Source organism: Chryseobacterium sp. II3a, assembly GCF_057815135.1.
In genome coordinates this window covers 102075-124692 of sequence record NZ_JBYPZJ010000006.1, presented here as the reverse complement: position 1 = coordinate 124692, position 22618 = coordinate 102075, and the positions used below count along the sequence as shown (strand labels likewise).

18 protein-coding genes and 4 tRNA genes are annotated in these 22618 nt (G+C 34.6%); 6 read left to right on the top strand and 16 right to left on the bottom strand.

All coding sequences use genetic code 11. From position 1 onward, the window contains the following. Window positions 1-372: 372 nt before the first annotated feature. Window positions 373-2070 carry a helix-turn-helix domain-containing protein gene (locus AC3HD6_RS15475; protein WP_488897148.1) on the bottom strand — a complete coding sequence of 566 codons (1698 nt, stop codon included), beginning with the start codon at window positions 2068-2070 and terminating at the stop codon, window positions 373-375. 152 nt (window positions 2071-2222) lie between these two features. Continuing rightward, on the bottom strand, window positions 2223-2645 hold the full coding sequence (locus AC3HD6_RS15470; RefSeq protein ID WP_488897147.1) for a hypothetical protein: 423 nt from the start codon (window positions 2643-2645) through the stop codon (window positions 2223-2225). A 203-nt stretch (window positions 2646-2848) separates the two neighbouring features. On the opposite strand from AC3HD6_RS15470, the gene AC3HD6_RS15465 reads away from it, so the two are divergent. After that, window positions 2849-4822, top strand: coding sequence for a sensor histidine kinase (locus AC3HD6_RS15465; RefSeq protein ID WP_488897146.1), 1974 nt, complete (start codon window positions 2849-2851; stop codon window positions 4820-4822). Then, the gene (locus AC3HD6_RS15460) at window positions 4812-5450 is read left to right on the top strand and encodes a response regulator (RefSeq protein ID WP_488897145.1); all 639 of its coding nucleotides are present in this window, start codon (window positions 4812-4814) and stop codon (window positions 5448-5450) included. Before AC3HD6_RS15465 ends, AC3HD6_RS15460 begins: the two co-directional genes overlap by 11 nt. Window positions 5451-5496: 46 nt before the next feature. On the opposite strand, the gene AC3HD6_RS15455 is transcribed toward AC3HD6_RS15460, so the two are convergent. Beyond that, on the bottom strand, window positions 5497-5931 hold the full coding sequence (locus tag AC3HD6_RS15455; RefSeq protein WP_068941820.1) for a hypothetical protein: 435 nt from the start codon (window positions 5929-5931) through the stop codon (window positions 5497-5499). A 350-nt stretch (window positions 5932-6281) separates the two neighbouring features. Between AC3HD6_RS15455 and AC3HD6_RS15450 the strand changes: the two genes are divergently transcribed. From AC3HD6_RS15450 to AC3HD6_RS15440, 3 genes are all read left to right on the top strand, one after another. Beyond that, window positions 6282-6920, top strand: coding sequence for an alpha/beta hydrolase (locus AC3HD6_RS15450; RefSeq protein WP_488897144.1), 639 nt, complete (start codon window positions 6282-6284; stop codon window positions 6918-6920). A 121-nt stretch (window positions 6921-7041) separates the two neighbouring features. Further along, on the top strand, window positions 7042-8367 hold the full coding sequence (locus AC3HD6_RS15445; RefSeq protein ID WP_488897143.1) for a PDZ domain-containing protein: 1326 nt from the start codon (window positions 7042-7044) through the stop codon (window positions 8365-8367). A 5-nt stretch (window positions 8368-8372) separates the two neighbouring features. After that, entirely contained in the window at window positions 8373-8900 is a 528-nt protein-coding gene (locus AC3HD6_RS15440; RefSeq protein ID WP_488897142.1) for a hypothetical protein, read from the top strand. Here AC3HD6_RS15440 and AC3HD6_RS15435 read toward each other — a convergent pair. The 3 genes from AC3HD6_RS15435 to AC3HD6_RS15425 all read right to left on the bottom strand — a co-directional run bounded on the left by AC3HD6_RS15435 (window position 8893) and on the right by AC3HD6_RS15425 (window position 11487). Beyond that, the gene (locus tag AC3HD6_RS15435; protein ID WP_488897141.1) at window positions 8893-9921 is read right to left on the bottom strand and encodes a L,D-transpeptidase; all 1029 of its coding nucleotides are present in this window, start codon (window positions 9919-9921) and stop codon (window positions 8893-8895) included. The genes AC3HD6_RS15440 and AC3HD6_RS15435 overlap by 8 nt on opposite strands. Before the next feature lie 122 nt (window positions 9922-10043). Continuing rightward, on the bottom strand, window positions 10044-10520 hold the full coding sequence (locus AC3HD6_RS15430; protein ID WP_488897140.1) for a hypothetical protein: 477 nt from the start codon (window positions 10518-10520) through the stop codon (window positions 10044-10046). Further along, on the bottom strand, window positions 10507-11487 hold the full coding sequence (locus tag AC3HD6_RS15425; RefSeq protein WP_488897139.1) for a heme-binding domain-containing protein: 981 nt from the start codon (window positions 11485-11487) through the stop codon (window positions 10507-10509). The genes AC3HD6_RS15430 and AC3HD6_RS15425 overlap by 14 nt, the downstream gene beginning before the upstream one ends. Before the next feature lie 168 nt (window positions 11488-11655). Between AC3HD6_RS15425 and AC3HD6_RS15420 the strand changes: the two genes are divergently transcribed. Further along, a complete protein-coding gene (locus AC3HD6_RS15420) occupies window positions 11656-12765 on the top strand; it encodes a LytTR family transcriptional regulator DNA-binding domain-containing protein (protein WP_488897138.1) in 1110 nt (369 codons plus the stop codon). A 28-nt stretch (window positions 12766-12793) separates the two neighbouring features. Here the strand turns inward: AC3HD6_RS15420 and AC3HD6_RS15415 are convergent, their stop codons facing one another. The 10 genes from AC3HD6_RS15415 to trxA form a co-directional block, all read right to left on the bottom strand. Continuing rightward, window positions 12794-13552: a response regulator transcription factor gene (locus AC3HD6_RS15415; RefSeq protein WP_488897137.1), complete on the bottom strand. Its 759-nt coding sequence runs from the start codon at window positions 13550-13552 to the stop codon at window positions 12794-12796. A gap of 514 nt (window positions 13553-14066) precedes the next feature. Continuing rightward, entirely contained in the window at window positions 14067-14501 is a 435-nt protein-coding gene (locus tag AC3HD6_RS15410; protein ID WP_488897136.1) for a hypothetical protein, read from the bottom strand. 65 nt (window positions 14502-14566) lie between these two features. Then, a complete protein-coding gene (locus AC3HD6_RS15405; RefSeq protein ID WP_488897135.1) occupies window positions 14567-16207 on the bottom strand; it encodes an SWIM zinc finger family protein in 1641 nt (546 codons plus the stop codon). A gap of 3 nt (window positions 16208-16210) precedes the next feature. Next, a complete protein-coding gene (locus tag AC3HD6_RS15400; RefSeq protein WP_488897134.1) occupies window positions 16211-19543 on the bottom strand; it encodes a WGR domain-containing protein in 3333 nt (1110 codons plus the stop codon). A 43-nt stretch (window positions 19544-19586) separates the two neighbouring features. Beyond that, window positions 19587-21101 carry a retron St85 family RNA-directed DNA polymerase gene (locus AC3HD6_RS15395; RefSeq protein ID WP_488897133.1) on the bottom strand — a complete coding sequence of 505 codons (1515 nt, stop codon included), beginning with the start codon at window positions 21099-21101 and terminating at the stop codon, window positions 19587-19589. Between the two features lie 638 nt (window positions 21102-21739). Next, window positions 21740-21813, bottom strand: a tRNA-Asp gene (locus tag AC3HD6_RS15390). 32 nt (window positions 21814-21845) lie between these two features. After that, window positions 21846-21919, bottom strand: a tRNA-Asp gene (locus AC3HD6_RS15385). Between the two features lie 33 nt (window positions 21920-21952). Further along, window positions 21953-22026 (bottom strand) — tRNA-Asp (locus AC3HD6_RS15380). 32 nt (window positions 22027-22058) lie between these two features. Continuing rightward, window positions 22059-22132: transfer RNA gene (locus AC3HD6_RS15375), tRNA-Asp, on the bottom strand. A 132-nt stretch (window positions 22133-22264) separates the two neighbouring features. Next, window positions 22265-22582: a thioredoxin gene (gene trxA / locus AC3HD6_RS15370; protein WP_027374941.1), complete on the bottom strand. Its 318-nt coding sequence runs from the start codon at window positions 22580-22582 to the stop codon at window positions 22265-22267. Between the last annotated feature and the right edge of the window lie 36 nt (window positions 22583-22618).

Below are 22618 nucleotides of genomic sequence, written 5' to 3'. Positions count from 1 at the left end.
GAATATAATAAAGCATCAGTACTTTTATCTTTGAAAAGAACCGGAAAAAATGAAAACACAAACAAAATTTAATTTAAAAATTATTAAGAAAGGAACTATCAATAATAGTTAGAGGTATAATACATCTTTCATGTTATGACAACATTATATCAAATAAAGGGAATGGGGATGGCGGAACAAATAATGGAAATGGCTGTGGAAATATTCAAGGTTGTGATGGGTAATCTCCTCTTCAAAAAAATGGTCTAATTAGTAAATACCCTAATTGAAGTCACAGATAAGAAGAGTCCATTCAAATATATGCAGATTGATCGCTCTAAAATAGAAAGACACAAAGATAAAGTTGATTTTACTTTTTTCTTAAACCAACCATCAAAAATCTTCATTTAGCTTGTTATCAGCATTTAATTTCTCAATATATTGAAACGGGGTCACTCCCGTTTTTTCTTTGAATGTTCTGGCAAAAGAAATCCCACTTTTGTATCCCACTAAATCTGCCAGCGCCTGGGTTGTATAATTTCGCAGTTTTTTATCCTCGGAAAGTACTTTTAGGATATAATTAATCCTTAATTCATTGGTGTACTCACTAAATGTTTTTTTCATATATTTATTGATGGTCTGCGAAAGATAAGTTGTATTTGTATTAAGCTTTTTAGCAACATATACCTGGTTATATTCACTTTTAAGATAAAGTTTTTTTTCCTCAAGCTCCATCAGCTTTTCTATAATCTCTGCTTCTTTTTCATTGCTTATCGTAAAAGTATTTCTGCTTTCAGCAGTTTTTAAATTATTATTCTTTACCTCCAGCATAAGAACCTCCAAACGTTTTTCAATATTTTTCTTTTTCCGCATCTGGTATAGTAAATATATAATAACCCCAATAGCCAATAGAGTTAAAATAATAATAACCAACAAACGATTTCTGATTACGGAAGAACTTTTACTTATTTCATCATTCAGATTTTTAGAATTGATTTCTCTGTAGATATTAGCTATATTTTCTTTTTCTTTCTCAGAATTTTTTTGGTACAAGTCTATAAATTTATTATTATAAAATGCTGCAGAATCTGTTTTTCCTTCTTTCTGATAAATCTTGGACAAATAATTTTGTGTAAAGATATAATCTGTGTATAATAGGGAGTCTCTTTCCATGATACGAGATATTTCAAGAAAATTGAGTTTGGCCTGTGCATATCTATCAGACTCATAGAAGTTGACCCCAAGATTATATTTAAGATTGAGAACTTCATCTTTGTGTTTCAACTGATCATAAAGACGAAGGCTTTTCAGATAATACTCAGTCGCTTTACTGTAATTTTTCTTTTTATTATTAAGAGTTCCCAATTTTAAATAGGTTCCTGCTAAAAGTTTATCATCTTTTGTAGTACGAAGAATCTGATTAAAACTTTGCTGGGCACTGTCTGCATATATTTTGTTTTTTTGAGGATCAGAAATGTATTTATCTGAATACAAATGTCCAAGGTTAGAAAATACAACATTATAAATCACTTCAAAATTCTGTGGTTCGTATAAATGTTTATTGACTTGTAAAAGAGAGAGAACTTCATGGGACTCTGTAATAGCCTCATCAGTCTGTTTTATATTGAGTTTTACATAAGCTATATTTCCTTTTATTTTTATATGCTGCTTTATGTCATTGCCTTTTGCAGCAAAAAAATCCGCCTTTATAAATTTCTTTAAAGCTTCATTAGGCTCCTGATTAGCCATATCAATATTACCCAGAATATTATAAATCTGAGCCAGACTCACATAATTTTCTTCATTTTCCGGGATTCTATTGAGATGAGTATTACATTTTGAAAGATAGCTTTTTGCTTCTTTTTTTTTACCCGTAATGGTCTGTAAATACATTTTGGCCGAATATCCGAATGCCAGATCAACATCATTCTTTGAAGCGAGTATTTTATCTACATATATCAAAGCACTATCTGTTCCTATCTTTGAATACATGGAGAACTTATCTTTATAAGCTTGAATATCTTTATCACTTTGAGAAAACAATAAACATGATCCTATTAAGAATAGAAATGAAATATTTTTTTTCCACATCTCTTGTTTTTTATTAAGGTTACACCAATATACTTAATTTTACTATCAAAATATAATTAAAAATCAATACATCTTTATAAATCCATATTTAACAAAAATAGCGTTGAGATGAATCTCAACGCCACTTTTTATTTTGAAAGTATTATTAGTTTTTAAAATACATAACTTGCAGAAGCTGATAAATACTGGCCGCTGGAAGTTCCTTCTTTTTTCAGTTCACCATCTACCCAGATCTGAACTTTTAAAGTAGAAGAGGCATTAAGACCTACAGCATTTACCGCTACATTTGCATTATAAGCACCTTTTTCTGAAGTAACTTCAGGGCTTGACCAAGTTGTTCCGCTAAGGCTGGAAGCAGTAGTTGGATTACCATCAATTCCATACACTGCTACGTCTATATCAGCTCCTGAAGAAGCGATTGCTTTAAAAACTACTTTGTGACTCTTCCCTGCTCCATTCACGTTAGGGGTATCATCATCATCTTTACTGCAAGAGGCAACAAATCCCATTAGCATGGTAGCAAGAAGCACTACAAATGTACCTTTCAACAGCTGGTTTATTCTTGTTTTTTTCATAATCTTTTTGTTTAAATTTTAGTTACTTTATTTGATATTCTATGATTAGTGATTTCGTCTCTGCAAAGCTATTAGAGTCCTGAAACTTTATCAATCCAAAAAAAGGAGTATTTTTTTCTACCTAAATTCTGGTATTTTTTATGCTAAAATTTTTAGTTAAATTCAGCGTTTATAAAAAATACATTCTACAGAACTGATACCTGATGAAGAGATTACTGATCCTGTTAAGCATATTACTATCTTTTGGTGTACCATCACAACAATTGATCCCCCTTGATGAAAAGCCTTATTTAGACAGCTTACAAAATATTATAAGAAATAGCAGAACTCCTGTGGCAAAAGCAAATTCTACTTTTCTTTTATCAAATTATTACAGAAATATCGATTCTCTACTGAGTAAAAAATATCTGGAAAATGGAAAAACACTCATCAAAAATGACGCTTTTCTCTCCGCTAAATATGATTTCTACGAAGCACAATATAATCTGGACAGAAATAAGGCAAAAGCTGCCATTTTTTATCAAAAGGCAATTAAAGCTTTGTCAAAAATTAAGAATGAAGAATCTGATCTCCTTCAGGCAGCAGCATGGTATAGCTATGGAGTCACCCAGAAAGACAAGGAAGGCTATCCTTTTCTAGTAAAAACCATTCTTGAAAAAAGTATTCCATTAGCTAAAAAGTATGAGAACAGCAGGAATCTTGGCTTTCTGTATACCCAGCTCGCCGTCATCCTTACTTACAATGCAGAGTTTAAAAAATCTGAGGATTATAATACTAAAGCCTTGAAAATTCTTGAAAAGCAATACCCTAATTCACCTGAATTATTTTTTACCTACTTAAATTTAGCCAATAATTTCTGTTATCAAGCCAAAGGAGATGAAGCTAAAAAGTATTTAGATAAAGCTGATGCACTCATTAGCCCTCACCCCGATTCCTCCGTTAATGCATTTTATTATTACGCTCAAACACTTTACTGTATTACCAGACAAAAGAATCCGGAAGCATTACCTGTTATTGAAAAAGGTCTTGCTTATGCTAAAAGATTTAATCAGAATCTACTGGCACAAATGTTTTATTTCAATAAGTATGATATCTTAAGAAAATTAAAAAGATATCCCGAAGCAAAAGGTGCTCTGGAAGATATTTTAACCGAAAAATCTCTTGCCCTTGATCTTAATAACAGAAAAACAATTTATAAGCAGCTTTCTTCTTTACATGAGGAAATGGGAAATACCAAGGAAGCATTAGTCTGGGAACAAAGATATTCTAAACTCAACGATAGCCTGAATACTGAGAATGTAAAGCTTGAAATCAATAAAATTGAATCTAAGTTCAATGCTGCGGAAAAGGAAAGAAAAATAGCTACTTTAAATGCAGAGAAAAATCAAAAAGAACTGGAAGTTAATAAGAAGAACTCCTATTTATGGGGATTAAGCCTTATTTTACTATTAATGATAAGTTTGCTGATCTTCCTCTATATCATTTTTAGAAAAAATAAAAAAATCTCTGAGCAAAAGATTAATGACATCAAACAAAAGGAAGAACTTTCTTTAACAAAAGCTATTCTTGAAGGAGAAGAAAGAGAAAGAGAACGTATTGCAAGAGATCTTCATGATGGTCTGGGCGGGATGCTAGCAGGCGTAAAAATCAATTTCTCCACATGGTCTGCCAGTCATTTAGATCCTGAAAAAGATCAGGAGTTTTATAAAATTTTAGGACAACTGGATAATTCTGTAGGGGAACTGCGGCATGTGGCAAGGAACCTGATGCCTGAATCATTACTTAATTTCGGGTTGGAAACCGCCTTGAACGACCTTTGTGAGTTTTACAATAGAAAAGATATTGAAATTGATTTCCAGGCGATCAATATTGAAAAGAATCTGCCCTTAAATATCCAGCTTAATATTTACAGGATTGCACAGGAATTGCTGGCCAATGCTATCAAACATTCTGAAGCCAGCAGTATCTTATTACAATGTTCCCAATCTGAAAAAGATTTTTTTATTACTATTGAAGATAACGGAAAAGGATTTGAAAGCGGCAAAGAACAAAAAACAAAAAGTATGGGACTCCGTAATTTAAAGAACAGAGTCGATTATCTGAAAGGAAATATGGAGATCAGCTCTGACAATCAAGGTACAACGATTAATATAGAACTCAACATAGATGGAGAATGAAAAAATAAATATTGTCATCGTAGATGATCACCCTATCGTCATTGAAGGACTGAAAATGATGCTGCAAAGCCAGCCATCTTTCAATATTCCGGAAACCTTTACTTCCGGTTCAGAGATTATCAGCTTTATTGGCCGCAATAAAGTTGACATTATTCTTTTGGATATCACATTACCCGATGCCAATGGAACAGAACTTTGCAGGGAAATCAAAAAAATATCTCCTGAAACCTCGGTGATCATGTTCAGTAACCGTTCTGAAAGAAGTATTATCATGCAGGCTATCCAAAACGGCGCTAGCGGTTATCTTCTTAAAAATACATCCATTGAAGAATTGGTAATCTGTATCAAAGGAGCATTATCCGGAGATATTGTTTTTTGCAATGAAACCAAACAGATCATTAGCAGACCTTCTCAAAATGAGCTGCCAATTCCCAGGCTTACTAAAAGGGAAAAACAAATCCTGCATCTTGTTGCACAGGGCAAAACAAGTAATAAGATTGCAGAAGAGCTCTTTCTCAGCCCGCTTACGGTAGATACTCACCGAAAAAACCTACTTCAGAAATTCCAGGCTAAAAATTCTACAGAACTTGTGAACCAGGCCATAGAATATAATCTGATTGAAAAATAAAAAAACCGCTCTAAGAGCGGTTTTTTTGTTATATAGAATATTTTATTTAGTATTCAAGGAAACTATAAGCAATCTTGACAACCTGATTATCACCTTTCCCTGTAACTTTAGCAGTTTTGGCAACTTCTCCATCTATCAAAAGAGTAATTGTAAGTTCCGAATTCGCTTGTGGCAATACAGCATTAGCTGCAAAATTCAGTTGTGCCTGGCTGGAGTTCACAAACATTTCATCGCTCTTCCAGTTTTCTTTTAAAGGGGCAGTAGGAGTACTATATATAGTATTCTGGGCAGTTCCTACCTGAGTTACTACAGAGATGAGCTCTGATCCTGTAGTTGCTTTGGCTACAAATTGAACCACATGATCCTGAAATTCATCATCGTCATCTTTTTTACACGAATTTACAACAGTAATCACTGAAAATAACAAAACGAATAAAGAAGAAAGTCTAAGTAAACTTTTTAAATTGTAAAATTGCTTCATTTCTCCAAATAGATTTTTTAATGTTCCAAATATAGGTTTTTTATTAATATAAAAATATCTTTAATAAAAAATTTACAACATTTTTTTACAATAAATATCAAATTAATAAAAATAAAACCAATGTTGAAAAACCTAATAACACAACGTAATTTCCTAATTATTAAACATAAAATACTTTTATATCCTTAACTATTTCCATACTGATAAAAGCCAGCCATAAAAATAGAATTATGGTGCTTTTAAATAAAGATTGGTTTTCCTTTTTTATTTCTAAAAATGATTTTTCAACACCTTTACAGGAATCCTAAAAGTTAGGATTTACAATGTAATTTATTAATTATATTTGCTGTATGAATTTAGATTACATAGTAAGAGAGCCGGAAAATATCACCTCTGCTACCCCTATACTTTTTATGCTTCACGGCTACGGCAGCAATGAGCAGGACCTCTTCAGTTTTAGAGAGACCCTTCCCAAAGATTGGATTATCGTTAGTTTCAGAGCACCGAGAGATACTCAGTTTGAGGGATATTCTTGGTATGATATTAATTTTAATGACCCAGAACATTTCATTAATGTTCCCCAGGCTACAGAATCTTTAAATGCTGTATTGGAAAGTATATTAAAAATAGTCAACAACTACGGTCTTACTGAAAGCAAGGTGCATTTATGCGGGTTCAGTCAGGGAGGAGTATTATGCTATGCTCTTGCATTAAAATATCCTGAATTATTTACCAATATTGCCTGTTTAAGTGCTTATACGGAAGAAAAGATTCTGGATGGAATTGTAAAGGATAAAAAGAAACTGGAAAAGCTAAGATTCTTTGTATCTCACGGTACAGATGACGCTGTAATTCCTATTGACTGGGGAAGAAAGGCTGCTGAATTACTTTATGATCTTAACTGTTATTTTACCTTCAGAGAATATATGAGCGGACATGGAGTGAACCAAAAAAATTATATGGATTTAATGGACTTTTTCTCTAAATAGGCAGAATCCATATTTAAAATAAATTCAATAAAACCAAACACATCATTGCTGTTTATACAAACATTCCTGTATTTGGAATGTTTTTTTATTATTATAAAGATAAATTCAGTAAATTCAGTAAATGAAACTAAAGCTACTTTTACTGGGTTTATTGTTGGGTATTTTTGTCCATGCCCAGAACTCCTTCCGGCTGGTCAATACTCAAAAAGCAGTGATCCCTTTCCAGCTTATCAATAATCTGATTTTTATTCCGATCAATATCAATGGAGCCAGCCTTACCTTTATGGTGGATACCGGAGTAGCAGAAACTATCTTATTCAGTTTAGACAATAAAGAAATCCAGCTGAGTAATGTGGAAAAGATAAAATTTTCCGGACTTGGAGGAAGCTTAAGTATAGATGGGTTAAAATCTGACCGTAATATTGGCAGAATTGGGGATGAGGTCGTCAATATGTCTATGTCTCTTTATGTGATCCTGGATGAGGAATTCAATGTTTCTTCCCATGTAGGAATTCCTGTAAATGGGGTTATCGGTTATCATTTTTTTAAAGATCATCCTATCACCATTGACTATATTTCTAAAAAAATAACGATTTATGAGAATGCAGATCTCTTAAAAAGAAAAATCAGAAAATCTGATGAAATTCCAATCAGTATTGAAAATAATAAACCTTATCTTAATGCTGATGTAGAAATGACCCGCGAAAAGAAAGCTTCAAAACTTCTGATTGACCTTGGAAACAGTGATGCTATATGGCTTTTCCCTACCCTTATCAAAGATTTTGTTTATAACCGCCCCAATATTGATGATTTTCTGGGCCGTGGATTCAATGGGGATATTTACGGTAAAAGAAGCAGGATTCATAATTTTTATCTTGGTGATTTTAAATTTGAAAAACCTCTTACTGCTATGCCCGATGAGTACTCTATTCAGCATGTAAATCTGGTAAAAGATAGAAAAGGTTCGGTAGGTGGTGAAATCATGAGACGGTTTTCCCTCATTTTTGATTATCCCAACAATAAACTATATTTGAAGAAAAACAGAAACTTTGATGATCCTTTTCACTTTAATATGAGCGGCCTCGATTTTAAACAGGATGGATTGGAATGGCAACAGGATCGAGTGAAAATTGACACTCAACCGATGTCTGGCACAACCAATTCAAATGAAGTATATAAAGATTCATTTCAATATAAATTCAGCCTTAAACCGTTATTTTCTATTGCAGGCGTGAGAAAAGACTCACCGGCTTATGCAGCTGGCTTAAAAAAGGACGATAAAGTGATCAGCATCAACGGGGATAAAACATCAGACATGACTTTGGAAAAAATCCTTGAAATCATGAAATCATCCGAAGGACGAAGTATTACTATGATTATTCAAAGGCAAGAAGAAAAACTGACTTTCCATTTTAATTTGGAAGACCCAATTCCTTATCAAGAATAAATAATATGACAACCGAAGAAACAACTTTAGACAGAATAAGAACCCGGCCAAGATTTAAGATGTTTACCCATCTTACTAAGGAAGAGTATGCAGAAAACCTGAAAAAATACCTTGCCGAACATAAAAATGAATTCTCCGGTAACATCAATAAAGAAGTTGCTACCATCTGGGTGGAAACATCCAATGACAATTACTGGAAGCCTCGTCTTGCTTTAAGGGTTGAAGTAGAAGATGATGAAACGGTAATACGTGGAATTTTTGGACCTAGTTCTGCTGTATGGACCTTTTTTATGTTCCTGTACTTTTCCTTTTCCATTTTTTGGATGACATTCTTTACTATGTATTACGTAGAAAAGCAAATAAAAAGCGCTGAATACCCTTGGGCACTGAGCGCTTCTTTTGTCATGTTATTTTTTATTCTTCTCACTTACATTGCCGCAAGATTCGGACAGCATAAGGGGAAAGATGAAATGCTTAAATTAAGACAATTTGCAGAGGAATCTACTTTACAATTCGAAAAGAAGATTATTTAGACAAAGTATCTGTAGGTCTTTCATTCTGGATAGGTGCAGCCATTGCCTTTGCTGATCTAATAGAATCGGCCACTTTTTCTCTGTTGGCCTGTTCTTTCAGCATTTTAGGAACATCCGGCTCCAATAATTTTGTTAACTCTTCTACTGATATATTATTAGCATTCGGATCATCCAAAAGTTTCTTCCACGGCCTTCTTCCACCCCAATTATAATCCCCAAATACCATTACTGCAGTACCTCTTGCTTTTGTAGTAGCACCACCGGGATTCAGAATCCAGGTATCAGCATAGGAATACAGCCATTGGGCATCTTTTCTCAATAATCTCAAACACGAGTGTGAGGCAGGATATCCGGGAAGTGTATATTCATGCCATCCAATACCACCTATATTGTGAATATTAAAGTTGTAAGGAAGTTTCCATTCGCTGCTTACTGTAGAAATGGACAATTTCTTTTTCCAGTTGGCAAAAGTAAGACCTCTTGTAGTCTGTGCAGTTTTTTTACCCATACTCGTTGGGCCCCATTTCACAAGACCCCCATTAGAATATACAGCATAAGCCTGAATTGGATAAGAAAAGATTACAAATTTCTTGACACCACTTAATACATCAAGCTGCATAGGAAACGGCGAATATGCCATCAATGTCGTGTCTATTTTAGCAGGAACTACTAATGTATCAGCATTCCATTTGCTTTTGGAATCCAGTCTGTTTAACGCTAAAATTGCATAACGTTCCTTCTCATCATATTTTTTACTGAATTCTGCATATACAGAATCCCGCATCTTTTTATCTTTTGGAAGGACAAAGGCATTATAAAAACCGTTCTCCTGCATCATAGGCGGAACAGATTCTTTTTTCACCACAGGTACAGAATCTTTCTTTATAGAGTCTTTTTCTGCTTCCTGAGTTTCTGATGAAGAAACAGTATCTTTAAAAGTATCACTTATTTTATCTATTTCTTTTTTACAAGAAACGAGGAACATTGCACATAAGCAAGCATATAGAAATGATTTTTTCACAAATATGTTCATTATAAATAAATTGGTATTTCAGTTTTTCTACTCAGTACAAATATCAGACCTAAAGATGAAATAACAACTATCATTAATAAAAATACCGGGAAAATACGGAAATATGAAAATTATGGAGACACTGCCATTTTTTGAGAAAGTATTGCATTTATCCTTAGATTCTCATTCTTACTATCTGTATTCACCCTCTTTAAGGCCTTTCCATGAAACATTTCGTATATTATAAGACCTTTGTCAAAAAAGCTAATTTTCTCAACAGAGATCATATTTTTGGGGATATTTGCTCCAAACCATAATTCATCAGATTTTTGAGCCCAGGTTACCTCATACAGAACTGCATTAGGAGGATAATCAGAACTAGAATTTGCTTTTGCATATTCGAATGCAATATCATTTCCGTACAAGGTTGACATTGTTTTTATCTTGGGCTGAATGGAAGATGTAATAGGTTTCATTAAAAGCGGGTTTTCTTTCAGTTCATCACTTTGTTCAATAGATGCTTCCAGATTAAGAATATTCTCAGCATCCTTTTGACAGGAAACCAATAATACAAAAGCAAAAAATAAAAATAAACTATAGTTTTTCATTTTGTCTGATTTTTTTAAGTTGAGAAATTAGGTATAACGGTGACGTGAAAACATAGTCACGATTGGCTACAGGCTTATGGCACTCAATACATTCCTGCTCAAAATTTGGTGTATCACCTCCATAAGGTTTTAGATCAGCACCTTTCCATCTCGCCCAGTTCCAGCCTTTCGTTTTTGAATATTTTTCAGCATCTTTAACCATAAATTCAACTGCTAAAAACTCACCTGAAGAAATACTTCCATCTTTTTTCAACTGCTGTTTCCAAACAGTTTTTGCAAAGACAGTTCCATCCGGCCAAGGGTTTACTTTATGATCCTGAATTGCTTTTACAGCAATAGTATTCCCAAAAATAATCCGCATCGTTCCGTTATCAAAGCGATCTGTTGTACTGATCGCTTTCCAGTTTCGGTAATCCGGAAAATAATGCTGTCCGTTTGGCGCATCTTTTACATGAGTGTTTTTCAATTCTCCTTTTACCCAGGAATTGTATTGAATCTCCGCCTCTTTTATTTGTGAATCATCTGAAATTTTACGAGGTGTGAGTGATAAAGCATAGTTCTTTAGTGTCTGGATTTGCTCCTGATTTAATTTTGCTGAGGAATGAACAGCCGCATAGCTTGGAAGCGGCATTTCTCCTGACAAAACTTTATTGAGTGCATAGTAAATCGTTGAATTTTGCTGTGCTTTTGGCCAAGAATCCCATTGAGAGAAATCTAATACTTTTCTAGCCTCTGTAATGTGTGATGCAACCAAAAAATTAGCCGGTGTAATTTTATCATACCATCTTAAATTGGCTTGTGAGGAATGACAATCAAAACATGAGCTTCTCAAAATGGCATTCACTTCTTTTGGAACGTTGGTTAGGTTTTGTGTTTTTGTTCCATGATCAATTTTTTCAGGTCGAAAAAACTGTAAACCGACAAATCCAGCAAGCAAAACCAAGATCAGTTTATTCTTATTTTTCATGAGAGAATCATTTTTAATTTATTTAAATTCTAAATTCAAAGTTATGGTAAACCAATACCTTAGCTCATTAAACAATCAATGAAAAGGAAAATTTAACCCTTAAAAGCGAATATTTCCTTGTGAATAAATCCGTAATTTTGAAGCGAATTAGAAATTCCCTCTTCATTAATGAAAAAGATCAATCTTTATACGATCACTTTTTCCGCCATAAGTATTGTGATCCTGCTTGTCAGTTTTTTTTCTTTCCGATATTTATATTCTTCTTCTAAAAAAGATGTTTTCAAAAGTACTTTTGAGGCGGGAAAAAGAGAAGCTCGTGAAATTGGTAAATTACTAGAATTGCAGCTTAAGCAAGGTCTTTCAGAAGAAACCGTCATTCAGAATCTTCAAAGCAGTATTGTAAATACCGATACACAAAGCGGGTTTATTTGTATGTATAATCAGAAAGGTATTGAGCTTTGTCATCCTAATCCGGCTTTAGTTGGCAAAAAAGTTGAGATCAACAGCTCAGAATTTATTTTAGATAATAAGCCATTTGATTTTCTGGACATATTACATTCGGGAAAAGCCAGTACAGGAATACATCATTTTAATAAAACATCAAAACGCGCTTCCGAAATTGTAAGTTTTTACCCTGTAGAAGGCAGTGACTGGATGGTAGCCTCACACGCCAATATTGATGTAATAGAACAGCAGATTTCTGATTTATATTTAACCTTTCTCATTGTATTTTTAATTGCCACTTTATCCATTCTCGGAATAAGCTTCTTTCTCATTCGAATGATCTATAAAAAATATGAAACTCAGAAAAATGATGAGATTAAAAACCTTAATGATGAAGTTAATACTTTAACGGCTATCAATACTCAGCTGCATTTAATTCATGAAAAACACAAAGAAAATAACAATGACTTTTTAAGGGAAGAATCAACTGATGGTTTAAAGAAAAGAATCATTACCTATCATAAAGACGAATTAATATCTTTAGAAATCTCGGAAATTGCTTATTTCTTTCTTGAAAATAACATTGTTTACATAAAGACATGTTCAGGAAACCAATATTCTATCAACTCTAGTCTGGATGAACTGATCAAAACGTTAGATCCGCAAATGTTTTACAGGGCAAACCGGCAATTTATCATTAATGTAAAAGCCATTAATAATATTCTTGTGTATGGTAAAAACCAATTAAAGCTAATGGTAAAACCTGAAAGTGATGAAATGATACTCATCAGTAAGAATAGAGTTTCAGAATTCAAAAAATGGCTGGAACAGTAAACATTTTTCCATTTCTTTCCTCCAAAATTTAAAGCAATTTATTGGTTTTGGCATAAGATAAAGCCTCTGCAATATTGCTTACTCCGATTTTTTCAAAAAGTTTTTTACGATGAAATTTCACCGTATCTGCTGTAATAAAAAGTTTGTCTGCAATTTCACTGATCGTATGACCACTGGTGTACAGGCTTAAAATTTCATATTCTCTTGAAGATAATTTTAGCTTTTCACTTTTCTCCCATTTATCTTCTATGAGATCATATTTCCAGATCTCATCAGAACCTTCCTTGCTGAGAACTACATTTCCGGAAGAAGTATTATTAGAAAGGGAAACAGCACACAGGGCTTTCCATACCTGCCCATCTTCAGTAAGAAACATAGGGGCAAGCTTATGATTCACCAAGATCATATTCTTTTTACTATTGATCAAATTAAAGTCATAGGAAATGGAATACAGCTTCCTATCCTCTATCGGAATAGTATCAAAAAATTTAAATCCTGCTTCATTGATCTTAATCAACATTTCAACATCCTCCGGTTTTACATTCTGAAAATAGAAGGCGTAGCCAAGATTCTTTACTTCCTCTGAAGTTTTGCCACATAAAAAAAGTGGATTTTCTGAAACATATTCAAATCCTTTAGTCTGGTAGTTAATAACGTATAAGCTTTGATAGGTAGTTCTGGCAAGTGCCTTTACAGCCTCAAGATAATCTCCTGCCTGGCTGAAATCTATGTCAGCATCTTTACTGACCTCATTTTTTTCGTTAAAAAACCTTTTAATCTCTTCCATATTTTTTTTAAGCTTTTCTCACGACTACACTAAAGGATAGTTTTTAGCTTTCATACCACAAATCTACACAAAAGTGTAGCAATTCTCAAAATGGCGTGATATACATTTGCAAATGATTTGCATGATTGTACCATTCTTCTAGAAACACCACCATTAGGAACTTCTGGAAGACATAGCTAACAAGCGATCAGAAAAAGAACACCAACAATGTCATCAATAACCATGATATAGAAGTTGCCAAAAATTCGGTCTAACTAAAGTTGATTCGTCAGGTTTTTATCGTAAATAACTCAGACAATGACACCTAATTCAGACTAAATATTAAATAATTGACCGAATAAAAAAGCAACATCAACGATCAGCCTTTTAAACAGCATAAATCTCTGCTTTAAATTACAAACTGATCAGCCACCATATCACTGATTTTTACTATTACTGTCCCACAAGGCAGTAATTTTTTTTATATCATCCTCTCCTTCTTTTCTATTTATCGAGAGTCAAAAATCCTTAACAATTATGCTCCAATTGCCTGATTGAAATAAAGCATTCTAAATCTAAAATAATAAAACGTCCAAAGTATTAACCAAGGCAAATTGGCAATCAGAAAAAACAGAATATCTTCTCCACTTATTTTTTGCCCTTCCGCAATCATAAAGAAATAATAAATGATAAGAAGGATCGGAAACAAAAACCAACATAAGAGAGTTTTCATTTTATTCTGAAACGGTCTTAAAAATGAAAGAAAGCTACTGAAAGAAGCTATACCAAGAACAAAAATCCAAAAAATCACAAGACCGTAAGCCAAACCACTCATATCACAGTTTCTTGGCCGTCCTTCTATTCCCGGTTTAGTCAGGTTCATAAATATAATCAGAAGAATGGTTGAAATAACCGTTGAGAAAAACCAGGTCTTCAATATTGATAATAATATGAACTTCTTTTTTGACATCACATTCTATTTTACATGCTAAAATAGTCATAAAATGGCAGATCATTTTATTTATCCCAAAATATTTAACCCTTCCTGTTAATCATCATTCTCGTCGCCAGAATATGCTCACAAGGCCCCTGTCTCAATCCGTTTGCTTTATAAAAACTACATTGACAGTCTCCATCAATCAAACGTTGATCTCTATCGATAGAAGCTTCTGTTTTGTGAGTGAAATTATTCTCTTTGATCGTTCCCCGAATATTGAGAATATCATTCTTTACACTATAATCAATTTTCACCTTTCCTTCCGAAATCAACCAATCAGCTTTTTCCTCTAACGGACTTGAGAAACGAAGCTGTTTCATATCCAAAGGCTCCTGAGTCAGTTCACGAACCCTGTATAATCCCGAATTAAGATCATAAATGACTCTTCCCGCCTGTGTATAAGAGGTAAGCGAAGATGAAATGACAGCTGTATCCAGATTCAGTTTTTTTGAAAGGTCAGCAGTAGTTCCGAACCATGTTTCCTTTAAAGCATTAAAAACTTTTTCCTGAGTCAGTAAATCCACATGACCTCTTGGAGCCATTAGATCAAAGTTTCCTGCTTTGCTCCAGTCATTGGTAGTCCATCCTGAAAGTCCTAAGGTAAAAGACATGTCACCCAAGTCTGCAATATAAAATGAAGGCAGCCCGTTTCCTAATAAGACCACTCTAAAATTTTTAGCTATGGGAATCAATCTTTCGAGAATCAACAGCCTTCTTCTCCCCCATATTCTGATCGTTTTACTTTCAGGTCCTTTATAAATAGAACGGTGAAAAGTTAGCACCTCGTACCATGGCTCAAAAACAGCCTGAATCGGTTTTCCTGGTTCAAGAATAAAACGCAGTGCTCTCGGCCCTTTTTTCTCCTTAAATCTTCTTAAAAACTGACAGATACTAAAAATATCCATCGGATGAAGATCGAAAGTGGTTGCCGGCAGAGTCATTGCAGAACTTACCTGTAAAAATCCACGGACCCAGGAATCCGGCAAATCTATTTTTTCTTCCTTGTAAAGTTCTTCGTTTGTGGTAAGCGCTTCAAAACCTGAAGGATCAATTTTAAACTCGGTGTCCTTATAATCTCTTATCTTTTGGAACTCATTATACAGCGCGGCTGAATAATCAATATTGGTAGTTCCACATTTAAGCTCATTGATTTCTGTGAAAACATTGTAGCTACTACTTAGTTTTCCGTAAGTAGATTCGTCCTGACTGAAACATTCAAAGAAAACTTCATCGGGATGAACTGTAATCACCGGATCTAGCACAAACCATGCGTCTTTATCTTTCTCGTACAAGTAATCAAAGTAAGCCTTTTTAGCAGTATTGAAAGGACCTAGCACTCTGTTTTTTTCTTTATAAACATGATCCAGTTCTCCTCTTACTTCAGCCATTCTTTTTCGGACTTCTTCTATCTGAAATTCCGCCATATAATCACTCAGCCAAAGTTTTTCCTGTTCTGCAGCCCATGCTCTGTATTCTTCTCTATCCTTTGGTTTGAAACGAAGATCGGAAACCACTACATCATGCAAAGCTGAAATCGCTTCCCGGAAAGGGATCTTTTTATTAAGCTTCCCTACAAAAAATGTAGGATCTCTTTGCAGATCAGGTGAAAAGCTCATCTGCGTACTCGTTGCAGAGTTCGTAACTGCAGTATCTTTATGAAATTTATAATCGAATAACATGGCTTAAGAGATTAATTGAAGATGAACATTCAGTTGAGGATAAATCATTTTCAGCTCAGAGATAATATTGATACATTTAGCTTTATCCTGAATGGCTGTTGTTGCTGATAAATCGTCTAAAATTTTACTGACAGTTTCAGCTGATTCTATATTTTTTCTTCCTTCCTTTTCCAGAAAAGTGAAAATTCTGTTTTTGGCAGTTCGTGCTCTGTTTACCCTTGAAAGTACAGACCGGAAATAAAAACTTAATTCCTTAAGCTTTTCAGAATTATCTGCAGCATATTCTTCAAGATAAGAGGTCACGAAAAGCTGGATGTTCTGACTTGGATGCTGGCTGAGTTTTGTAAGATACTCTAAGCCCTGCTCTTTTTTGAAAAATTTCATGATCAGGTTTTTACCAAAACTCTCTACATCAGAACGTACAGAATCTACAATTCCTACTAAACAATCGGTATCCCAATCTTCATCGGTGAATTCAGTTTGGAAGAAATGAAAAGCAAACTCTCTGCTATCATCCCATTTTGCATCTAAAATTCCGAGGGCATGGCTGCGGTCTGATTTAATTCTTCCCACATTGTTTTTATAAAAACTCCACGACCATTGTCTCACTGCCAGGAATTCATGATTGGCAAGGGAAATAATCTGTTTTAAAGTGAATCTTGTATCATCATTCACTTTTTTAAGCAGTTCGAAACCAAAAAGCTGATTTTTCACACTGTTGGCAAAGATTAACCTTATGATCCATTTTACAGGAATCTCATCAATGGATTTTGCGACCATTTTACCCAAATAATCTCTGAATAGCTGATGTGAATTTTCAAATTTTTGCTCGATCATCAACACATCAAACAATCTTCCGGTAGTTCGCTCCTGAATTTCAGATTGTGACTCAAACTGATCATTCAATGACAGAATATTTTCGACAACATCTTTATGGCTGGTAGACAGCAATTGAAGAAGCTGCGACCAATGATTCCCAATTTCTTCTTTCGGATACTGCTTTAAAAGACTAATTCCATTTTCCCTGATAGATTCATTTTCATTGCTTAATAATAATTCAATAATTGACAATGGAATTTCTGTAACAGGATATTTCCCGGATTTGGAAAGTAAAATTTCACTGGCCAAAAGCCTGTTATTATTCAACGGAGAAGTCAATAATTGAGCAATAATATCCCAGCTGATCTCAGAAAAATTAGAATAAGCCGTTATTTTGAGTTTTTTGGTAGCTGCATCAGCAATTTTATCATTTTCTTCATTATTTTCCAGGGCAATCAATTGTATGATTACTTTTCCAAGCACCGCTTTTTGCCTGTCTTCTGATAAAGATGCTTTTTGAAGTAAATTATTGATGAATTCATTGGACTCTCTTCTTGAGTTCATGATCAAAATCGTGAGAAAATCTGTAGAAGAAAGAAAATAGTGTGTATTATTCTCGATATTCACTTTCGCCCAGTTTCTTGCTTTTTCATTTTCTGAAACCAGCACCAATGCTACAAAACTTTCATTTTGCCTTAGTTCTGTTTCTCTTTTCTCCAAAGCATCAAAACCTAAACTTTGAGGATATTTTGAAGATTTATTAAGCAGCAGAACCATCATTTCAGGTTCTATTCTTTGTAGTAAATCTTTGTAATTCGCATGAACAGAAAGATTTTCATAAGCAAATTTCATAACCAGATCCATTTTCCCCTGCATCAAAAGCTGAATGTACGCTTCCGGCATCTCATCCCAAAATTCAGGATACAATTCAGGTCTTGAAAAATTTGATTCAGTCCCTATTACAATGTTTTCCTGACTAGGCTGAGAAATGGTTTGCTTTTCTTTATTAGAACCAAAAATATTTTTAAATGTACTAATGATATTATCTAATGCTCCCTGCTGTTGATTTTTTGTGGAAGAAACTGAATTTTTATTTGTTCCGGAGTCTATTTTTGTGACCTTGTTTTCCTGATAATAATAATCTGAGCTCCAGAATTCTTCTTTTTTAAGATAAAACTGAAGTTTCGAATCCATTTTACGGGTTGTATCATTCCCGAAAAGAATGCTAGTAAGCAGTAAAGACTGGTAACATTCAGGGAAATCAACTACAGTGTAATGATACCTGCTGCTCTGCCAGTCATAAGTTCCATAAGTACTTAAAGGTCTCCTGTTTGCAGGAGTGTAATCTGCATCGGAATACTGAATAAGAGCATTGACTGCAAACCTTATATATTCTTTTGCTTTATTTTGTTTTCCAAGATCTTTTAAATAGTAAAAACTATTCTTTTGGAAATAAAGTTTAGTGAAATTTGAAAATGCCAAGCGGCTTTCATTATTAGAAAGCTCTTTTCTTACGTTCACATACCCTCCGAACTGATAAAAGTATTGGTCCTGATTCCAGGAGTCTTTATCTAAACTTGCTGTCCTGTTGAATGCTGGTGTTTTCTTTTCAAATAGAAATGAAAGCATTCCCAGAATCTGAGCATCATCCCTGAAACGAGCAAGCTTGTATATGGCCCGGATAATTCTGAAATAAGGTGATTCAAATGGAATTTGCCACAATACATTTTCAATCACTTCAACCAACGAAGGATAAGCCTTTGATAAAAGATAAAGGGAAGTCAGCTCATCTGTTTTTTCTTTTTTGTTGAATTTTTCAGCATAATACTTTTTCATGCTGTTATAGTCTCCTTTATCAATTGCGTATTTTATTTCTGCAGGCAAGCTTTCCAGCAATTCTGAAGCAATTTTTTCCAGTTCTGAACCTTCATTAATTGCCAAAAGAGCATCAAATGCAACATTTCTGATGTATTGCTTATGTCTTGTACTATGTGCAATGCTATGAAGAAGTTCAGAAGCCTGAATTATTTTTAATCTTCTTATTGCAAAAACAGAAGCATACAGCTGCATTTCATCCCCTTTTGTAGCCAATTTCAGAATATAAGGAGCAGCTTCTTTGATTTCCATTTGGGCAGCTTTCCAGATGACGCGGGACGTTTTCCATTCTGTTCTGAAAGAATTGATTCCCTGTGTGGCATCCTCCAGACGCTTCAGTATTACTCCTTCTTTAGAGTCTACATTCAGTGTTTCCAATGAAGGAAGCTCTACGAATACTTCCACTTCAGACTGATATCCTTTATTTCTCTTTTCTTTTTCGAGTTGGTCAAAAATATGCTCAGCTTTTTCTCTGGAAACAAATTCAGGTGTTTTCGATCCTTCTTTCAATGCAGCTCCCCGCCTTCCATAACGGAAATTGACAATGAAAGCATCAGGATTGATTTCACAAAGATCGATTTCGTAAACTTTATCTGATTTTCCCTCGTGGAAAAAGAGTTTGGTTTGTTTGATGATTCTCATCTATCTTATGGCTTAAGATGTTGTTATTATGTGTTGGTTCAGGCTAAAAAATATTCCACCAATCGGTCTTATCTTCTTTTGGTGTTATTATTTCTTCTTTAACTTCGGAAACTTCAATTATTTCTACTGTTTCAGGAATTGGTTTTCCACTTTCTACAATTGGTTTACCATGTTTGGCAATAATTGCATGTAATTTATCTTTGAAGACTGATGCTTTGGAAGGATTTACCATGTTGACAAAATTGATATACCCTTCAATGGCATTGATCAGGTGAAATGCTTTTCCCCAGGTTTGGTTCTGCCATCCATTGACTTCAATATTGTGTAAAAGCGCTCTGAACTTCCTTAGCTTTTGTCTCTCAACATTCAGTTTTTCATTCACCACAATTCCGGTTACTTTCTGCTGGTGCTTTTTTCTCATGATATGGAGCTTATCAGAATGAACCGTAAAATTTTCGCCGTTGATAACCTGTTTTACAAAATATAAAAGCTTATTAATATGATCTTCGTTGGCCTGATCAGTAGAGAAAGTAAGATCATCCGCATAGCGTGTATACACAAACCCCAACTTCAATGCTAAACCCTGTAATCTTTTATCCAGTTTATAAACAATAAGATTGCTTATTGCAGGACTGGCAGGAGAGCCCTGAGGTAAAAACCGGTCTCCTTTATGAATAAAATATTTAACACCATCAAGCAATGCTTCTTCTGTGTGAGCCTGGGTACAGACTAAGGCAAAAATAGTTGAAAGTTGTTCCGAGTATCCAAGCTTAGCAAATAAACCTTTCACTCTCTTATAACTGATTGATGGGAAAAAATCCTGAAGATCTATATTGATAATGATATCTTTACCAAGATGTGGTTCTGCGTTGGTAACAATTGATTTTTGAGCAGTGAAACCATGCACCATCTCTCCTACCGAGATCTTATTCAGAATATTTTCCAGAATCCACTGCTGGAAACTTTTCAGCTGTGACTTTGGAGCAGAAATTTTTCTTTTTCCGCCCGATTTTTTAGGAATCTCAAAAATGTGGTAATGAGATTTTTTTGAAACCCTCCGGTGAAAGGCCAAGTATTTTATTACTGAAAGACTGAAGCCAGACTTTTGACTGAAATCTAATATATTTTCAAAGACAGGAAGCGAGAACTGAAATAGCTTTTCTGAATCAGACTCAGTTTGATGAAGCCCCTTCGAAACGTTTTCACCAAGATAGATGACTTGCTGCTCTTGCAGCTGCTTCCAACGGTCAGCTTTATCCTGTCGTTTTTGTTCGTTTTTTTGTTTGGTAACTTCTCTTTTGGCTTTGGCTTCCTGCATCCGTTTTTTACGCATTTCACGAAGCATTGCTTCCTGATTGCCATACTTTCGGTCTTTCGCCAGTAATTCTTGTAATTCCTGCTGTAAGACGGCTTCTTTTTGGATCAGCTGTTCCGGCAGAGAAGGAGTAGATGTTTCCTGCCAGAAACCAAGCCTTTTCATTTCTTCCAAAATATAGCTGTCTTTGGAAGATGCTTTTATGCGATCATAAATCTGTTGTCTGGTGAGACTTTGTGACATGGGTGTTTTTTTTATAAATAAAAAGCCCTACAATTGAATAGGGCTTTGTTTTGATATACCTTCGTATCTTCTGAGAACTATATCTATCAACTCCAGAAATGGTACTAGTGCGTACCTTTATTTTCCCGGAAAATGAACTGAAAAGGCACGCACTAGTACCAATTTCACCATTAAAGATAGTATGTAGTGCAGTATGCTAAGCAATTTCACATCGATGACGAAACATCATCATTTCTTAAAAAGAAAAGCAAGGATCTATCTTTTCCAAATATATAAAAAAAATGATAATAGCATCAAATCTCATTGAAATTCTTTGTTTTTTTAGATGAACATTACAATGGAGAACCCAATATGGCTTGAGAATGTTTTAAAGGTACACAAATCAGGTTGAAAATATTTAAGCAAGAGTTTGTAAAGGACTAAGAATAGCAGGGAGTATATAGGATTTGCAACTCAGCATAGAACATCAAAAAACGATCTGTTTCATTCAAGATTTTGGACTCATTGATACCTTCTGGGATTGATTTGATGGATCCCTAAATTTTGATTAATTCTATACACTTAACAGGTTTTGAAGACCTGTTAGGTTGTTAAAGTTTATAAACAAAAAAAGTCTTCTATTTCTAGAAGACTTTATGCGATCCGGACGGGACTCGAACCCGCGACCTCCGCCGTGACAGGGCGGCATTCTAACCAGCTGAACTACCGGATCAATTTTTTTAAAGTAAATTGAGAAAACTTCTGCGATCCGGACGGGACTCGAACCCGCGACCTCCGCCGTGACAGGGCGGCATTCTAACCAGCTGAACTACCGGATCAATTTTTTTTTAAAGAAATTGAGAAAACTTCTGCGATCCGGACGGGACTCGAACCCGCGACCTCCGCCGTGACAGGGCGGCATTCTAACCAGCTGAACTACCGGATCAATTTTTTTAAAAGTAATTGAAAAACTTTATGCGATCCGGACGGGACTCGAACCCGCGACCTCCGCCGTGACAGGGCGGCATTCTAACCAGCTGAACTACCGGATCATGTTTTTTGTGTGAAAGAACGTCGTTTCTTTTTCGTGGTTGCAAAATTACACCTTTTTTTATTACCTGCAAATTATTTTCAAAAAAAATGCCTCCCAATAGTGGAAGGCATTCATTATCAAACTTATTTTTTTATAAGTGTGCGCTTAATTTTTCAGCGATTACCTCTTTTGGAGCTACACCTACTAATTTATCTACTACTTCTCCGTTCTTAAAAATAAGAACTGTAGGGATATTTCTGATACCATATTGCATTGAAATCTCTTGGTTGTTGTCCACATCCACTTTCCCTACTACTGCTTTTCCTTCAAAATCGGAAGCTACTTCTTCAATGATTGGTCCTAACGTTCTGCAAGGTCCGCACCATACTGCCCAGAAGTCTACCAAAACTGGTTTGTCTGATTTTAATACTGTATCCTGGAATGAGCTGTCTGTAATTTCTAAAGCCATTTTTGTTTCTTTTATTTTAATTAATATTATTTTTCT

Bases quoted from the DNA above. Each gene is read 5' to 3' on its own strand.
- AC3HD6_RS15475 (WP_488897148.1), bottom strand. From the start codon at position 2,070: ATGTGGAAAAAAAATATTTCATTTCTATTCTTAATAGGATCATGTTTA.
- AC3HD6_RS15470 (WP_488897147.1), bottom strand. From the start codon at position 2,645: ATGAAAAAAACAAGAATAAACCAGCTGTTGAAAGGTACATTTGTAGTG.
- AC3HD6_RS15465 (WP_488897146.1), top strand. From the start codon at position 2,849: ATGAAGAGATTACTGATCCTGTTAAGCATATTACTATCTTTTGGTGTA.
- AC3HD6_RS15460 (WP_488897145.1), top strand. From the start codon at position 4,812: ATGGAGAATGAAAAAATAAATATTGTCATCGTAGATGATCACCCTATC.
- AC3HD6_RS15455 (WP_068941820.1), bottom strand. From the start codon at position 5,931: ATGAAGCAATTTTACAATTTAAAAAGTTTACTTAGACTTTCTTCTTTA.
- AC3HD6_RS15450 (WP_488897144.1), top strand. From the start codon at position 6,282: ATGAATTTAGATTACATAGTAAGAGAGCCGGAAAATATCACCTCTGCT.
- AC3HD6_RS15445 (WP_488897143.1), top strand. From the start codon at position 7,042: ATGAAACTAAAGCTACTTTTACTGGGTTTATTGTTGGGTATTTTTGTC.
- AC3HD6_RS15440 (WP_488897142.1), top strand. From the start codon at position 8,373: ATGACAACCGAAGAAACAACTTTAGACAGAATAAGAACCCGGCCAAGA.
- AC3HD6_RS15430 (WP_488897140.1), bottom strand. From the start codon at position 10,520: ATGAAAAACTATAGTTTATTTTTATTTTTTGCTTTTGTATTATTGGTT.
- AC3HD6_RS15425 (WP_488897139.1), bottom strand. From the start codon at position 11,487: ATGAAAAATAAGAATAAACTGATCTTGGTTTTGCTTGCTGGATTTGTC.
- AC3HD6_RS15420 (WP_488897138.1), top strand. From the start codon at position 11,656: ATGAAAAAGATCAATCTTTATACGATCACTTTTTCCGCCATAAGTATT.
- AC3HD6_RS15415 (WP_488897137.1), bottom strand. From the start codon at position 13,552: ATGGAAGAGATTAAAAGGTTTTTTAACGAAAAAAATGAGGTCAGTAAA.
- AC3HD6_RS15410 (WP_488897136.1), bottom strand. From the start codon at position 14,501: ATGTCAAAAAAGAAGTTCATATTATTATCAATATTGAAGACCTGGTTT.
- AC3HD6_RS15405 (WP_488897135.1), bottom strand. From the start codon at position 16,207: ATGTTATTCGATTATAAATTTCATAAAGATACTGCAGTTACGAACTCT.
- AC3HD6_RS15400 (WP_488897134.1), bottom strand. From the start codon at position 19,543: ATGAGAATCATCAAACAAACCAAACTCTTTTTCCACGAGGGAAAATCA.
- AC3HD6_RS15395 (WP_488897133.1), bottom strand. From the start codon at position 21,101: ATGTCACAAAGTCTCACCAGACAACAGATTTATGATCGCATAAAAGCA.
- trxA (WP_027374941.1), bottom strand. From the start codon at position 22,582: ATGGCTTTAGAAATTACAGACAGCTCATTCCAGGATACAGTATTAAAA.